A 16,947-nucleotide genomic window follows, 5' to 3' on the forward strand; every position below is an offset into this window, starting at 1 on the left:
CTTTAACCAGATGATATGCTTAGATATGTTTAAATACCACTTTCAAAATTATTATTGTACACTTTTATATCACTATTTACTAAAATTAAGGACTGATAATGTAAACATCCGAAAATTTATCTGAGTAAATTTTAGTAACTCCAACATCATTATCTAAGTGCATAAAATCACTATAATTAAAACTCCATCGGTCTTCAAATTTTGGCAATAAATTTTGATCCTGGTTTCTACCAATATAACTAATCAGTAGATATGATTTTTTATAAGAATAACTTAACGAAGAATTGTTATCGTATCCAAAATGATCAATAACTTGATTCTCACGAGTAATACCTTTCTTCTTACTTGCTGAAATTCCATAAATTGCATTATGAACCCTATAGTTTACTGTTCCACGTTCCAGTACAGGGTATGAATTCTCTTTTACTTTATAAAATGTTTTCATTGCAGAAAATTCGCTCTCTGGAGTCTGTTGATCTATTTTTAGAATTGCAGGTGATAAAAATAAACTATATGTGGATAAACCCGTAATAAGTATCAAAACTGAAGATATTGCCATTAAGAATTTCAGATTACTATTTCTTTTGTCCGAAGACCTTCTTAAAAAGATACCTATTGAATAAGCTATCAAAATAACAGAGAAAAATATTGAATAACTGTAAACTCTTACGAAACCAAACTGGTCATTGAGGAGAAATAGTAACAGTGAGAAAAATACCAGTAACATCCACCCTAAAATTGAAAGTTTATGGTAATAATTCACCTTTATGTTATCTTTTTTCCTGAAGGCAATTATGTATATTATGCAGATTGCAGATAGTACGGATAATAAGAGGTAAGGTCCATATATACTTAGTACCATTCCGACAATTTCCAAAAGAGATATGTGAACAGAACTAAGAGAAGTTTGATATCTTCCAAATTCAGAGCTTCCTCCGTCAGTGGACATTAACGTATACATTATGTTTTCTAGACTGTATGCAAGAATATGTAAATATGAAGACCATACGAGAAAGGAGCATACCATAATTGATAATAAATTAGTTGATTTTTTAATTTTAATTTCAGGGTTCTTATTATTAAGATACATGGTAAAATCAGATAATAGAATCGTTATTGTAAGCAAAATTGTGACTAAAGGATGAGAAAATATTATAAAAAAACTAAGTATAATTAATAGTATTGAATATGGCACAGCTTTCTTTGGTAATCTCGATTTAAAAAAGATGTAAAGAAAGAAAGGGACAAAAAGAATTGCTTGCCCATTAGGGCTAAGCATAACATTTTTACTGCCAAGTAATAGTATTGAAGAAAATGCTAGCATTATAAATATATCACGTTTATTTTTAAACACATATTTCCCAAGAATATACCACGAAAATATATATAACAACGAATAAAATAGAGGCAGGAACATAGTAATATCGTTATAACTTATACCAGAAAAGGATTTTAGTGTAAAACCTATTATGTGAAGCATGGGATAAGCGTTAGAACCAATGTTATGATTATTCTCAATATCAATCATGTAACCAACATGAGTTAAAACATCTTCTCTGCCATGTATGAAATAACCTTTGATAATCGGCATAAATAGTAAAATTAGGTTTGAAATAATTATCATTAAAAAACCAATGTGCCAGGTATTAGTCTCATACTTAGAAATTGCATTATACATTAATATTATCTGGCCGATGAAAATTGCCATAATAATAAGTATCCAGAAATACCACGGATACATTTTGTATATTGAAAAACCGTATACATTAGGAGAATGACTGTTAATTATAATATTTAATGCTAATAGTATTATTATAAACCCAAGTATTGACACTATTTTTATATATCTAGTAGTATTAATATACTTGTTTTTGGAGAACACTTTTATCCGCCCATTAAAATATCTATGTCTCATTTGATGCCGCTTAAATAATCCTGAATATAAATCTTTAGAGATATATTAAGTATATATTCATAAGCTTTGTTAATTTACTGCAGGATTATTCTAAACGGGAACTACTGTAACAACCCATTCAGGCAATAATAATTTTATAAATCATCAATTTGTGAATTTTATTTAGCGTTATCAAGTATTTCTGAATATCTTTCTACAGCTTTTTTGTAGGTGAAGTTATTTTTTACAAAAATAATAGAATTCTTCACAATATTTTCAAGACCTGGATGTTCCATAGCACGAAATATGTTTTCTGCAATGCATTCAGGAGAATTATTTTCCATAATAAAACCAGTTTCTCCATCACTTATTATGTCAGGAATTGCTCCTACTCCTGTAGCTAGTACAGGTGTACCGCAAGCCATTGCTTCTAACATAATATTAGGCAGACCTTCTGTATAAGAAGGAATGACCAGCAATTTTAATGAATTTAAGTATTTGGGAAGATCCTCACGAGAGCTCCATCCAACAAGTTTTACATTGTTTTCAAGTCCATTATTGGAAAGATACTTATCAACGTTATTTCTTAAATCTCCATCACCTATTACCAAAATATTCAGATCTGGCTTTTGCTTTAAAATAAGGGGAATAGACTCTATAAAATTTATGATGCCCTTTTCTTCAGATAAACGGCCTACATATCCTATGAAATCATTTCTTTGATTGAACTCAATATTTAACTTAAAATTTGAAAAATCCAGGAAATGCCTGGGAGCTATCAGAATTTTATGGGAATATTTCTCAAAGTTCCATTCACTTATGAGACGTGGAGAGTATAATATTATCTTGTCTACCAGATTAAAATTTATAGTACATAATTTTGTAACTATTTTTGATAGAATATCTTTCTCGTATTTTATTGAGTATCCGGAAAGCATAGTAATTGTTTTCTTTTTAAATACTTTTGCAGATATCAACGATAAAACTAACATTTCCCCTCCCAAGAAAAAAATACATACATCGACCTTGTTGATTATTTTTAAAAGTAGATGAGCAATTTTAAATTGAGTATAAATATAATTTTTGATCCTGTTAACTGAACCATTACCTGTCGAATGGAATATACCATACAAATGAATATCATTATTATCAGTAAAATAATGATAACCATCATTTCCAGTGATTAGATATATCTCATCAGAAGAAGATGATAAAATATCAATAAGATTTGATAATGGAGTGAGCCCTGCTTTCATGGGTGGAAAAGTGATCACACAAATGCTTTTTCTTTTAATTGCCATGTATATTCCTTCTTTTATTCAACATCAGTTGGAAGATAGAGATCTCAGTCTTGTCGGTTTCAGGCTTTACTTATGCACTCAATCTCAAAATGAGAAAATTCCGTGCGATTAAATAAGAAAATGTGGAAAAAAATCAAGGTCACTGGATGCTTATTTTTCCAAAGTGTATAATGTTTGAAAACGTAAATATTTTTAATTTAATCCTGTACCCCGAGAGAAATTATAGCAGACTCAAACTTTCGAAATACAACTCTCATAAAGGATCTCTATATTTTTGCAAATTAGTGGCCAGGTTAAATTATTTACAATATATTTTTGTCCATTCTCAACAAGTTTGTTTCCAACGTCGGGATTTTCAAGAATTAACTTCATTTTGTTTTTCAAATCAACTACGTCTCCATATTTTACCAAGCATCCACAATTAGCTTTTTTTATAAATTCTCCACACCCACAGTCATCGGTCACAATTACAGGATTTCCACACATTATAGCTTCGAATGGCACAAGCCCAAATATTTCAAGAATAGAAGGATATATCAGGACATCACAATCTACATAAGCTGCAAGTTTATCAAATGTATCAATATAGCCAGTAAATTTTACCTTATTTTTTAGATCAAATTTATGAATTAGTAACTCTGCTTTATCCTGATAGCCATCATCAGGTCCTGCCAAAACTAAAGCAACATCTTCTTTTTGTTTTAATAATTCTGAGTAAGCTTCAATCAAAAAAGAAATGCCTTTTCTTTCATGCAACCGTCCTAAGTATAAAACAATATATTTGTCGCTGATTCCCATTTTGTCCCTAAAAGAACCTTTTTCAGGCAATCGGTAAAAAGAATCAATATCAATCCCATTTGGGATTACAACTATCTTCTCTTTAGGCACCCCAATCCCGAGATATTGATTAATCTCCTCATTAGATACTGCAATTACTTTTGAAACATTTTTCAACACAGGATATCCGAAAACAAAATCGAAAAGATATTTAAAACCTTTTTTGTTAATAATTCGAAGCATGGTCCCATGTGCTTGCAAAAGATATGGAATTTTGTATTTCTTCGCGTATATACTAACAATTATATTTTGATAAGTTCGGAAATTATGCATATGGATTATGTCAAATTTAGAGATATTTTCTTTTAGATACTTATTCATTGAAAAAGAGATTAAAAGACCTCCGATGTTCAAGTCGCAATGAAAAGGAATAACCTCTACACCGTTTAAAGGATCAATGAAACATGAATCCAGTTCAAAATCAGTAGTTAGTACTGTAACCTCATGACCGTTTTTTGCCAGTTGTTTTGTCAACTCATAAGCAACCGTTGCTGAACCACCGTGCTTAGGAGAAAAAAACTGAATTACCTGTAAAATTTTCATAATAAATCCTCGAAATAGCAAAAACAAACATTAGAGCTTATTTCGTTTCTTATTGTATTCAGCCCAATATGTTTTTTTATCATCGGCTCTAAGCAAGTTTAATGATTGATATATGTAAGGAGTAAGAGGGGAAGACAAGACTATTTTGGAAAGTATTTCGCTTTTAAACAAAAGTGAGGAAAGATAATCAATTTTTATCTTATATGGTGTGAATTTTGATAATCTTTCTTTTGTTATATCTTTATTGAAATGAATGTTATCAATATTTGAAATCCCTAAGCCAAAACATTCAGCTACATGTAAGTGATGAATTTTACTTTTGTCTAAGTTCATTAAGAACGCTGCTGAGGAATCTATCGCAACAGGATCATTTGAGACTAAAAGTTTATTTGTTTTTAGTGGAGTCCCTTCCATTGGACCATGTCCATCTAAAGCCCAGAACCCATCAATAATTTGAATTCTATTCTTTACAATTTTATTAATTAAAGCTAATTTATGGTCAAGATTTTTGTGGTATAGAACTCTCATAGGATCCGGGTAACAACCCCATAAATTTTTGATACTAAATGTACCATGCGTCATAGCATGAGATTTTAGAACAGGAACTGAAACCAGAAGATCTATATCCCGGACCAATAAATCCGGAAGATCAACCCATACTTTTTTTCCACATACGTTTTCAGTAACTCGTGTACGAGGCAATTTTGAAAGATTCACAACCTCAACATTTTTGAATTTTTTGGCTATATCAAAAACTCCATGATTCTCTAAAGACAGATCTGCAGAAAAAGAATAATTTCCACCATCAGATTCGCCGATGTATATTTTTTTGACTAATGGTGAAAACACCTCAGCTACTGTTTTTACCATCAAGGGAGTTGTAGTTATTCCAGGCCTATGAACGGAATCTGTGAAATTTGGTTTTATGAATATTATAGAATCACTATTTATAATTTCATCTACTTTTATGAATTCTAACCCATTTTTAATCTCTTGTAAAAGGTTTCTTTCGGTTACATCACTTATGTATACTATAGAATCATTTATTGTAGCCATTAGATATCAAATCCATAATAAAAATCAATAAGAAAGTGTGGGTAAATGCATAATAGAGGTAAGTATTAGATGTAAATGTCTTGTAAAACTGACATTAAGAATTTCCCTTGAAACTTCTTTTGAGTTCTCTTGCAGGAACTCCTGCTGTTACTGAATTTGGGAATACGTCTTTGGTTACAACAGCTCCTGCGCCTATAATAGCCTTTTCATTAATCACAACTCCTGGCAAAACAATAGCATTATTTCCAATAAAAGCCTTTTTCCGGATAGAAATGGGAGCTGCTTTCATCTCAAAACCATATACCTGTTTATATGCTCCATCATGAGATGAAATCATAGCACTTGCTCCAATCGTAACATCATCTTCAAGAGTTATCGGAGAATATGAGCATTCTATAAACGTCCGGTTGCTGATATTACATCTGGAACCAATCTTGAGGGACTCTCCTACCATCAAACACTGATACCCAAGATGTGAATTTTTTCCGATTGTTATTTTATTTACGTTTATTAACGCACCCGGAGCCACAAAAACATTGTCTTCTATATGAACACCAGTGTAATCGTTGGAAAGAACAAGAGACCCTGGACCAAAATACACATTTTTTCCAATATGTGCACCGAGCAATTTCAGCACTGTTTTTTTAAATGTAGATGAGGGAATGTACATTGAGAGACCTAGCAAGATTTTTTTGGCAAAGCTAATGTTTTTCAACGTTTGGCGGTCATCTCTTTCGTTTTGCCTCTCAGTCATATAAATCACATCAGTTACACAATTTGCATACATCAATAATCGTTTTTGCTCTATGCCGGTATGTATGTTCCTTTAGAACCCTCTGCCTTGCCCTTTCACCGATTTTCAGCCTTTCCTCGTCAGAGGACAATAACCATTCATAGGTTTCTACAGCCTCATCTTCACTATTGACAACAATAATCTCTTTTCCAATCTCAAACCAGTTTTCAATCCCTTTGTAAGGCTGGGAAACTATGCAGGCCCCGTAAGCTGCAAGTTCAAAGGGCCTGGCTGTAGCAGAGGCATATATATTTGTATGAGACCATCTGGTAATATTCAGGTTGATCTTACTTTTGCAGCAGAATTCGCGGAATGCACTGTAAGAAACCGGGCCAATAAGCTTTGCATTTCCCATATCAATTCCAAAATTGCCGCCCCCTACTGAGAAATTTACATGAGGAAGCCTTTTACTGGGATTTGAAATCATGTTTGTCATCCATTCTTCCCTTAATTCGCTTCCCTGACCATAGAATGAGACATCAATGGTCTGTTCAACATTTACAGGAGCAAAAAGATCTGCGTCTGCTGCATAATACAATGGAGTAATGTTTTTTGCACCGGCTTCCTTGAGGTCTTCTATAACTCCTTTTGAATTGACAAAAAAAGCATCATACTCTGAAAGATCCGAATTCACATAGTAGTCAAACTTAAATCCACGCGACATCGCATACTTGGGAAGGATTGTAGGCATATCTCCATCGTAATAAATGCATGGAATTCCGAATTCGGTTTTTAACTCAGAAGGGATTCCTGTGATATGATTAAGGGGAATATTCATAAAAAGAATAAAATCAAGATCTTTTTCTCTGTTTATAATGTCTGTGAGCTGTTTTTTGATCTTGGGCTTGATATCAAGATTGATCAGGTTTTTCGTTATGGTAGAAAGAAACTCATTGGGTTTTGAAGGGTCAGCAACTTTTCTCTGGGATTTCAGAAAGTTATTGTAAAGAATACTCTCAAGTTTACACGGGTTCTCATACGTTCTCCACCAGAGACTTTCCACTGCCCCTCCAAGATAAGGGACTACTATAACTTCGTTTCCTGTCTCATGGAGAGCCTTCAGTAACTGCCACCATGAGGGTGTACACCCAAGTTTGTATTTTAAGTCGATAGTAGAAACAAACGCTAGTATTTTCATTGAATTACCTGCTATAAAGAGAATAATAAATAATAGGGAGTTTCTAATAATTGGAGTTGGTCTAATAATTGGAAATTAGTCTAATAATTGGAAATTAGTCTAGTAATGGGAGTTAGTCTAAATAACGGGAGTTGGTCTAATAATGGGAATTAGTCTAATAGTTGGAAATTAGTCTAGTAATGGGAGTTAGTCTAATAATTAGAGTTTGTCTAATAATTGGGAATTAGTCCAAACGTTTTTTAAAAACAATTCCTCACAGCTTAAGCTGTCTTCGCATCCTCCAAAATGGCAGATATCGAATGCAGCAAGATACCTGTCAAAGCCATGAAACTCCCTACGATAATAAGCAGAATCATGAGCATTGTAGGCCCAAAATACAAACTTTTTCCCATCGTGAAGTCCTGTATGAAAATGGTACCCATAACAAGCCCGATTATTCCAAGAGCCAGTCCCGGAATCGTAAGGTAGTAAAGAGGCTTGTTGAACTCGATATCTTTTAGAATCATAAGAAGAACCCCAAAACCGTGTTTTATCGGATGTTCGGTTGAACAGCCAACGTCGTATCTGACTCCGATTTCAACTTCGGCTATCCGAAGGCCGTATTTGCCTGCATCTGCAAGCATTTCGCTTTCTATAGCCATACCCTGAGCTTTGAAGCGGAAAATGTCTTTCGTTGAGGCTGAGAAGGCTCGAAAGCCGCTCTGGGAATCGGTAATCTGAAGCCCTGAACTTAGCTTGGTAGCTCCATCAAGAATAGTCTGGCCGACGCGGCGATAGGAAGGAGTATTTTTTCCCAGGCCGTTTAAATATCGGCTGCCGTTAACCATATCGGCTTTGCCTCTGATAATAGGATTAACAAGTTTCTGGATCTCGGCAGGATTGTGCTGGCCATCGGAATCCATGGTAACTATTATATCCGCACCAAAGTTGGCTGCGGCTGCAAAGCCGGTCTTGAGAGCTGCGCCTTTCCCTTTGTTTACCTCGTGAACAATTACCTCAGCTCCTGCTTTCCTGGCAATCTCGGCTGTCCTGTCCGAACTACCGTCATCGACCACGATTACGCTGTCGGCATAGTATTTTGTAAGCAGGACTATACTTCCGATGTAAACTTCTTCATTATATGCAGGAAGAATTACCGTGACATTCTGCGGGGCTGTGCTCTTTACACACTCACTTTGTTTTTGAACTGTGCACTGGGCACTCTTATCCACTATTTTTTCTTCGCTCAATTTGGATAACCCCTGGATATTAGCAAACTAAAGTGAATTTGCGTACTAGCCTGAAAGTCCATTTAATTCTTATAATATTATAAGTGTGTAATATATACTGCAATATTAACTTTTTGGAGACTAATATGAAAGACTATCATATAAATTTACTGTAATTATTCTAAAGGATGAAAATAATTAGGGAATAATGTTATTGTTCAACATAACGGTAAAAAATAAATATATAGTTGGGTGATTTAGGTAAAGACATGGAAATATAGCTCTGTAAATATAATTTCCACGAACAGTATCTCGCAAAGTATAAATTAAGGCTTCAAAAAAGCTATTCTTTGAATCTCAGGGCATTTTTTATTATAATTTGTAAATGAAATTCATATTTGGAAGGTTGTTATTAAAATATACAGGATTTGATGCAACTTGAGGCAATTTATGAATATAGGAAGAGAAATTGGTGGAAAACAAGAGCGTTAGTGAGGCAATTTTTCCGAATTCCAATCTCTTTATGGTATTTTAGTCAGGTGTGGTATCAAATGTACTAAAAATTCCGGAAGAATAATGATTGAGCCTATCCCAAAACATTATCTAATCTACTATTACCGCCAATATTATAACTACTATTCTGGCATTATATTGGTTTTTGGATAGGTTCATTGACTTGTTTATCTTTTAATTCTCTTTTGATTTCACTCTGCTATTTTCCAACAAGTTTAACCATTTTTATTGAGAAATCTTTCAACGTGTTTGTCTCTCTAAGTCTAGAGTTTAAACTGGATCGATATATTTATAAAGTAAAAAAATAATTAAGTTTGCTAATGGGATCTTTAAATTTGCCACAAAGATCTACTAAAAAAATTGTCAATTGTATCCGTTATAATTTAATAAATTGAGTTAAATAACTAAGTAAAAAATTTAAGACATTATCGTCAAAGTAGTAAAAATTATGGTATAGAGGGGAAAAACTGGTCAGGGATCTTTGTAAGGAGTTAAGCAAAAATGGGTCTGCGTGATTATTTACTATTACTCTATTGCATTTGCTATGATGGCTGGTGTAATAGTTGCTTATCTGCTTAATCTGGATATAGACCATAAATCAAATGGGAGAATTTGTGTAAGGTTTGGGACTGCAGATAGTTTTTCTAAATCAGAGAAATAATAATATTTTAGTTGTTTTTGTACTCATTATGATGTAGCTGTAAAGTACAGTAAACTCTCACTATACTCGTCTTTAGTTCTCAAGCATCGGAATCATAGCACTCAATATTACATGAGATTTTGCCAAAATTGATGAAAATGTGTTAAATGCAAAAAAATGATCTATAACTGCTTATTTGATCAAAAAATTACATTTGATACCTTTAAAATTGCACCATAAAATGCCGCTGAAGTATAAAATTTGATAATAAAAACATAATTACTATTACAGATATATATTAAAGTAACATTTAATCCGTCATTTATCTGAAGTTATGCATAAAATTATCTAACCGATGACAAAAATGAACAATATTATACTTATGAGATCGGATTTATGATCTAGGAAGTTGGAAAAGAAAATGAAGAGATCAACTGTTGTAAAATATGTTAGAGGCGGAGGTATGGTTTAATGATTCCGTTGTCTAGACCATATTTTGACTCCGAAGAATTGTATGAGATAAAAGAAGTATTGGATTCTGGGTGGGTATCTCAAGGACCTAAAGTAAAAGAATTCGAAAATAAGGTTGCAGATTACGTTGGTGCTAAATATGCCATTGCTGTTACAAACTGCACATCGGCACTTCATTTAGCACTTTTAAGCCTTGGTATTAGTACGGGAGATGAGGTTTTGGTAGCAGATTATACTTTTCCGGCTACTGGTCATTCAGTGTTATATTGTGGAGCAAAGCCATTTTTCGTAGATGTAAATTTAGACACATACAATATAGATTCTGACAAATTAGAAGGAAATTATATGATTTTTGATAGTAACAAATTATATAGTAGTCATGGAAGTGGATATTTTACTAAGGAAGATTTTACTAAATTAGGTCAAAATGTAATATTTGAAAATAACGTTCTTGTTTTCCATCCTGAAAATATAGAAATTGGAAACAATGTTTATGTCGGGCACAATACGATTCTTAAAGGTTACTATAAAAACAAGATGCTAATTGGAGATGATACTTGGATAGGTCAATCTTGCTTTTTCCACAGTGCAGGTGGGATCTCAATTGGAAGAGCTGTAGGTATAGGGCCTGGAGTAAAAATATTAACCTCAGAGCATAAGGCGAATGATCTTTCAAAACCTATTCTATTTTCTGATTTAGATTTAGCTCCAGTTGTAATAAAAGATGGAACGGATATAGGGATTGGGTCTATAATTCTTCCCGGAGTGGAAATTGGGGAAGGAGTTATTGTGGGAGCAGGATCGGTAGTCACGAAAGACATTAAAGACTACACAATTGTTGCAGGAAACCCTGCAAAATTACTTAGAGTAAGGAATAAATTATAAAGATTCATATACAGAATTCAATAAGTGTACCTATTCAAAAATATTATAAATGATCGCGGGTAAACACCTATAGTTTGAATTCATGTTTATTCATGTTCATACATAGCACAAGTTAACCATTAAGCTGAAAGAAGTCTTTCAAGCTTAATATAATATTACAATGTGGGTGTTGTCATGTCAAAACATCTTGATTTTACTTATACAAGTTATCTTTCATTTTTGAAATATGCAAAGACAATCGCGCCAGTGATACCTCTTAAAGAATATAATTATCAAGAAAATAAGAACTGTATCATTTTAAGGCACGATGTTGATATTGATATTTATCCTGCATATAAATTAGCAAAGATTGAAAACAAAATTGGAGTAAAATCTACATATTTTATCTTAACAACATCTCATACTTATAATCCCCAATCTCCTTTAAATCGCACACGTCTACTCGAGATGTGCAATGGCGGTTTTGAAATCGGATTGCACTTTGACCCCACAGTTTATGGCGATATAAGTCATGATGAAATGCTGAGCAAAGTACGCGCAGAATGTAATATTTTGGAAGATATAATTGGTGAACCGATAAGATCAATAAGTTTACATAATCCTTCGATTCATGGAATGTTTCCTTCTTTTGATGGCTATTTTAATGCTTATTCTCCGAATATTTTCTCAGATTCCGTTTATATGAGCGATTCATGTATGAATTTCCGTGGAAAGGACCCAGATGAATTTATAAAAAAAGCTACAGAAATGCCTATCCAATTGTTATTCCATCCATTTCAGTGGTCAGAAGTGAGTAATTCCTATAAAGATCTATTTAAAGAATATCTATTCAACTTATCTAACTATATTGATGAGTATTTCAAAACAAATAACTACCAATATAGGAACACATTAAAGAACGAAAAACTATGGGATGCTTTATTCGAGAAAGGCATAAAATAACATATTCTTAATTTAATCTTTTGGAATAGAGGGTTTTTGTATGGAACTATCTAATATCAATTCGAATTTTTCTATAAAAGTAGTCCGTGATGGAACTTTTATATCTATGGGTTCATTTATACACAATAGTCCTAAACAGCTAGTATTCGTTAACAACGAAAAATTTATACCAATTCTCCTTGAGAAAAAAAATATATCATGCGTTATTTTGAAGAAAGAATTGATTTCTAAAGTTCCCGAATATTTAGGAATCGGTATATCAGAAGACCCCGAAAAATCATATTATGAACTGCATAATTATTTGGCAAAGAACACTGACTTCTATTGGAAAGATTTCCAAAATGAGATTTCTGAAAATTCGATTATTCACCCAACTGCCTACATTGCAGAGAAAAATATTAGAATAGGGGATGGATGCATAATTGGACCGAAAGCTTGTATACTGGAAAGAACAGTTTTAGAAAATAATGTAATAATTGGTCCAGGTAGTGTTATAGGAGGAGAGGGATTTAGATTTATACGAAAGCAGAATTATATGATTCCTATAGTTCATGCAGGTGGAGTATTAGTACATGATCAAGTGGAAATTCAAGCTAATTCTTGCGTAGATAAAGGCCTTTATGGAAATTTCACAGAAATCGGAGAAGAAACTAAAATCGACAACCTCGTACATGTAGGACACAATGTAAGAATTGGAAAAAGATGTTCACTGGTAGCTTCGTCGATGATTGGGGGGAGTACAAGAATTGGTGACGATGTTTGGATAGGGCCTAATTCATCTATTTCTGACAACATAGAGATCGGTGACCGTGTTTGGGTAACATTAGGTTCTGTTGTGACCAAAAATGTTACTAATGATCAACGAGTCACTGGAAATTTTGCTATAGATCACGAAAAGTTTATTAATTTTATAAAATCCATCCGTTGAAACATATTACGATCTGAATATGACCTTTTATAAAAATACATTTAAGGAGAATATCATGTTCATAACTGGGATTGGAAGAACCAAATTTGGAAACTTAGACAAATCATTGCCTGAGTTAGCATACGAAGCTATTGTTAATGCTATCCACGATTCAGAACAAAACATTAAAGACATTGATGCGATATATGTTTCAAATTTTTTATGTGGTCCCTTAAATGGTCAGTTGCACCTCAATTCAGTAATTTCATCTCTAATTCCTGATTTAAACATACCGATATTAAGGATAGAAACTGCCTGTGCTTCGAGTAGTGTTGCTTTCAATCAAGCAATAAATTGTGGTAAATTTTCCAACATCATGATCGTTGGCGTGGAGAAAATGACTGGTCCCTTGTTAACTTCGCCAATTGATGCTATATCTATGGCTGGCGATCGAGAGTTTGATCACAGGGAGGGGCTTATTTTTCCAGCTTCTTATGCAATAATTGCCCAACAATATATGGGAAAGTATGACATAGATCATTCAGTATTAGAAGATGTCTCTTACCTTAACCACAAAAATTCAAGATTGAATCCATTTGCACACTTTTTTCATAAAGAGGTATCACGTGAATTGATTAAAAAATCTCCAATGATTGCAGATCCTTTGAATCTTTTTGATTGTAGTCCCCTTTCTGATGGGAGTGTAGCTATTGTTTTATCCAGAGAGAGTCATTCAGATCGAGATATTAGGATATTGGCTTCGCAAATGTCAACTGATTCAATTTCATTAACAAATAGAAAAAATTTGACATCATTTAGATCTACAAAGATAGCATCAAAGAATGCATATAATGAAGCAAAAATAAAGCCCTCAGATGTTGACATACTTGAAGTTCATGATTGTTTTACTATTAGTGAACTAATAGCACTTGAAGATCTGGGAATATGTGGGACTGGAAAAGCTTGTGAGTTAATCAAAAGTGGAGCTATAGAGATTGATGGAAGCATACCAGTAAACACTGATGGAGGGCTTAAAGCAAATGGGCATCCCATTGGAGCAACAGGATTGGCACAAATATACGAAATTGTGACTCAATTAAGATTAGAAGCAGGAAAACGGCAGGTGGATAGTCCCAAAATTGGAATGGCTCAAAACATTGGGGGAGTTGGCGGAACTTGTGGAATCACTATATTAGGTGTGTAATATGAGTTATTACTGTAAAAAATGCAATAAATATTGGAATTATCCGGTAGAGAATTGTGTATTTTGTGGGGAAAGAACTTATGAGGTTATTAGCACAAAAAATTACGTGACTGGGTACACAAAAGTTCATGTTCCATCTGCTGGAAATGAAAAAGTTCCTTATTATATATATCTGCTTGAAGATGAAAATGGCATAAAATCTTTTAAAAAATCATACGAAAAATATGAGACTGGAGATGAAATTAGTCCAATAAAAGAAATTAATGATAAGGTAAAAGTAGGAATTGTAGGTACTGGGTTGATGGGATCTCAGATTGCAGAACATTTGATACTCTGTAGATACGAAACGATATTGAAAACCAGAGAAGAGAAAAATGAAAAAATGATTTTTTCAAGAATCGAAAAAAATATTTCCAAGGGCCTTAGTGAGACTGAAGTTTCACAATATCTTCGATATTTAAGCACTACTACAGATTACTCCGATTTTTCTGATTGTGACGTAGTCATAGATGCCACAACAGAAAATCTTGAAGTAAAAAGAGAAGTATTTAAAATACTTTCAAATACATGTAGAGACACTACCATTTTGGCTACCAATTCCTCCTCAATTTCAATAGATTATATTTCTATTGATACTCCTAAACCCGAAAATTGCATAGGGATGCACTTTTTCAATCCTGTAAGAAAAATGGATTTAGTAGAGATTGTTGTTGGAGAAAAAACTTCAAAAAGAACAAAAGATGTGATTATTAAGTTTGCCAAAGATTTAGGGAAAATTCCAATTATGGTGAAAAGTAGTCCTGGGTTTATAGTTAATAGGCTCCTTTTACCTCAAATTAATGAGGCTGCAAAGTTACTTGAAGAAGGCGTTGCTTCAAAAGAAGATATCGATTTGGCTACAAAGTTAGGTTTAAATCATCCAATGGGACCATTCGAACTTGCTGATTTCATTGGAATTGATATTTGTGTATCAATTCTTGAAGTTTTAAGTAAGGAATTAAAAAATGTTACTATTAAGCCAGTTGATATATTATATGAAATGGTAAATGAAGGTAAGTTAGGATATAAAACAAAAGAAGGATTTTACAAATATTGAATCAGGCTTTCGATGTTAGTAGAACATTATATGTTGAGCTTATCCCAAAATCAGGTTTGATCTTCAGATTAATTATGTTTCAAAATATTTTCATTGTATGAAACTTGATTGACCATTTGGAATTTGAAGTAAGATATGTTGTTTTGAATTTTAGGGTAAGCTTGTTAAATATAAATTCATTGGTCATCGGTTAAGGAAAAATCGTTATCAATTGAATTGATTTTCATAAAATTTGTTAAATTATTCATCAAATGCAAAACTGGAATCTGATATCGATTTCAATTTAAACACTAAACATTTGGGTTTGAGTTTTTCCGTCGAAATCGAGATCAGCAGCTCAAAATCCTTAACCGAATACAAATGAATATAAATTGGGAGAGCTGCATGAAAGTTTTACACGCACCAATGAATATTGCTGGACAAGCAAGTATTTTAGCAAACGCTCAACGGGAGCTTGGTATTGAAGCCGATGTACTGATTTTTAATCAACATCAATTTAGTTATCATTTTGATATAAATTTATCTCTCTCGGAAAAATCAACAGTGTCAAGATATACAACTATGATCAATAATTTCATTAAATGTTTTTTAAAATACGATATTTTCCATTTTCATTTTGGTGGAAGTCTATTACCATATAATCTCGATTTACCTTTGTTAAAATTTTTCAAGAAAAAAATCATTATGCACTATTGGGGAAGTGATATAAGACAGTATAGCATCGCTAAAAATTATCTTTTTTTTAACAATTTATCTGAGTTACAAACCATCTGTTCTTTTAAAGATGAGGACCCTATACGAAAAAAAATTGGCAGAATCGCAAAATATTGTGACACAACTATAGTAGGCGATTATTCATTATTGCCATATTCTCCTAAAAGCCTTGTTGTAAAGCAGGCAATAGACTTAAAAAAATTTCCATATATAGGTAATGATAGCAAAAATAAAGAAGTAATAATTGTCCATGCTCCTTCTGATACAGACAAAAAGGGAACTAAGTATGTTATTTCCACTATTGAAAAGTTAAAAAATGAAAATTGTTCTATTGAATTTATTTTAATTATAAACAAAACGAACGACGAAGCCTTGGAAATATATAGGAAAGCAGATATAATAATTGACCAGTTATACTCAGAATCACATGGTATTTTCGCTATTGAATGTATGGCTCTAGGAAAACCAGTATTATGCCGTATACATGAAGAATTCACTAACTGTTATAACGGATTACCTATATTGAATACCGATCCTAATAACCTTTACAATAATCTGAAACTCCTTATTGAAAATAAAGAATTACGCTTAGAATTAGGAAAAAAAGGACGAAAATATGTTGAGGAAGTACATGATTCTAAAAAGATTGCAAAAAAATTCATAGAATTATATGAAAGTATTTAAGATTTGAGCAAAACGTTCGGAGAACTGGAGGAAAACATCCAACATGATACGCAGATTCTTTCACGATATAGCCCCCTTTTGATTTCCTTATTCAGAGAAGGCTTGTAATTCCTTCCTTTCA

At 32.8% G+C, this 16,947-nt stretch carries 13 protein-coding genes; 6 read left to right on the forward strand and 7 right to left on the reverse strand.

From position 1 onward, the window contains the following. Positions 1 to 85: 85 nt before the first annotated feature. The 7 genes from ASJ81_RS16490 to ASJ81_RS16520 all read right to left on the reverse strand — a co-directional run bounded on the left by ASJ81_RS16490 (position 86) and on the right by ASJ81_RS16520 (position 8,791). Positions 86 to 1,882: a hypothetical protein gene (locus ASJ81_RS16490; RefSeq protein ID WP_170943359.1), complete on the reverse strand. Its 1,797-nt coding sequence runs from the start codon at positions 1,880 to 1,882 to the stop codon at positions 86 to 88. 191 nt (positions 1,883 to 2,073) lie between these two features. After that, complete coding sequence (locus ASJ81_RS16495) at positions 2,074 to 3,195, reverse strand: glycosyltransferase family 4 protein (protein WP_095645316.1); 1,122 nt, start codon at positions 3,193 to 3,195, stop codon at positions 2,074 to 2,076. Positions 3,196 to 3,426: 231 nt separating this feature from the next. Next, positions 3,427 to 4,575: a glycosyltransferase family 4 protein gene (locus ASJ81_RS16500; protein ID WP_095645317.1), complete on the reverse strand. Its 1,149-nt coding sequence runs from the start codon at positions 4,573 to 4,575 to the stop codon at positions 3,427 to 3,429. Between the two features lie 30 nt (positions 4,576 to 4,605). Further along, positions 4,606 to 5,631: a DUF362 domain-containing protein gene (locus ASJ81_RS16505; protein ID WP_095645318.1), complete on the reverse strand. Its 1,026-nt coding sequence runs from the start codon at positions 5,629 to 5,631 to the stop codon at positions 4,606 to 4,608. Between the two features lie 94 nt (positions 5,632 to 5,725). Further along, complete coding sequence (locus tag ASJ81_RS24270) at positions 5,726 to 6,385, reverse strand: acyltransferase (protein ID WP_170943360.1); 660 nt, start codon at positions 6,383 to 6,385, stop codon at positions 5,726 to 5,728. Between the two features lie 10 nt (positions 6,386 to 6,395). Continuing rightward, complete coding sequence (locus ASJ81_RS16515; protein WP_095645320.1) at positions 6,396 to 7,562, reverse strand: CgeB family protein; 1,167 nt, start codon at positions 7,560 to 7,562, stop codon at positions 6,396 to 6,398. Between the two features lie 260 nt (positions 7,563 to 7,822). Further along, positions 7,823 to 8,791 carry a glycosyltransferase family 2 protein gene (locus tag ASJ81_RS16520; protein ID WP_095645321.1) on the reverse strand — a complete coding sequence of 323 codons (969 nt, stop codon included), beginning with the start codon at positions 8,789 to 8,791 and terminating at the stop codon, positions 7,823 to 7,825. Positions 8,792 to 10,394: 1,603 nt separating this feature from the next. Here ASJ81_RS16520 and ASJ81_RS16525 point away from each other — a divergent pair. From ASJ81_RS16525 to ASJ81_RS16550, 6 genes are all read left to right on the forward strand, one after another. Next, positions 10,395 to 11,279: an aminotransferase class I/II-fold pyridoxal phosphate-dependent enzyme gene (locus tag ASJ81_RS16525; RefSeq protein ID WP_095645322.1), complete on the forward strand. Its 885-nt coding sequence runs from the start codon at positions 10,395 to 10,397 to the stop codon at positions 11,277 to 11,279. 174 nt (positions 11,280 to 11,453) lie between these two features. Further along, a complete protein-coding gene (locus tag ASJ81_RS16530; protein WP_095645323.1) occupies positions 11,454 to 12,221 on the forward strand; it encodes a hypothetical protein in 768 nt (255 codons plus the stop codon). 40 nt (positions 12,222 to 12,261) lie between these two features. After that, positions 12,262 to 13,149 carry a UDP-3-O-(3-hydroxymyristoyl)glucosamine N-acyltransferase gene (locus ASJ81_RS16535; protein ID WP_095645324.1) on the forward strand — a complete coding sequence of 296 codons (888 nt, stop codon included), beginning with the start codon at positions 12,262 to 12,264 and terminating at the stop codon, positions 13,147 to 13,149. A gap of 55 nt (positions 13,150 to 13,204) precedes the next feature. Further along, positions 13,205 to 14,332: a thiolase C-terminal domain-containing protein gene (locus ASJ81_RS16540; protein WP_170943361.1), complete on the forward strand. Its 1,128-nt coding sequence runs from the start codon at positions 13,205 to 13,207 to the stop codon at positions 14,330 to 14,332. A gap of 1 nt (position 14,333) precedes the next feature. Further along, positions 14,334 to 15,428: a 3-hydroxyacyl-CoA dehydrogenase NAD-binding domain-containing protein gene (locus tag ASJ81_RS16545; protein WP_095645326.1), complete on the forward strand. Its 1,095-nt coding sequence runs from the start codon at positions 14,334 to 14,336 to the stop codon at positions 15,426 to 15,428. Positions 15,429 to 15,812: 384 nt separating this feature from the next. After that, positions 15,813 to 16,826 (forward strand): glycosyltransferase, encoded by a 1,014-nt coding sequence (locus tag ASJ81_RS16550; RefSeq protein ID WP_170943362.1) that lies wholly within the window; start codon positions 15,813 to 15,815, stop codon positions 16,824 to 16,826. Positions 16,827 to 16,947 lie beyond the last annotated feature (121 nt).

Source organism: Methanosarcina spelaei (assembly GCF_002287235.1).
Lineage (GTDB): Archaea > Halobacteriota > Methanosarcinia > Methanosarcinales > Methanosarcinaceae > Methanosarcina > Methanosarcina spelaei.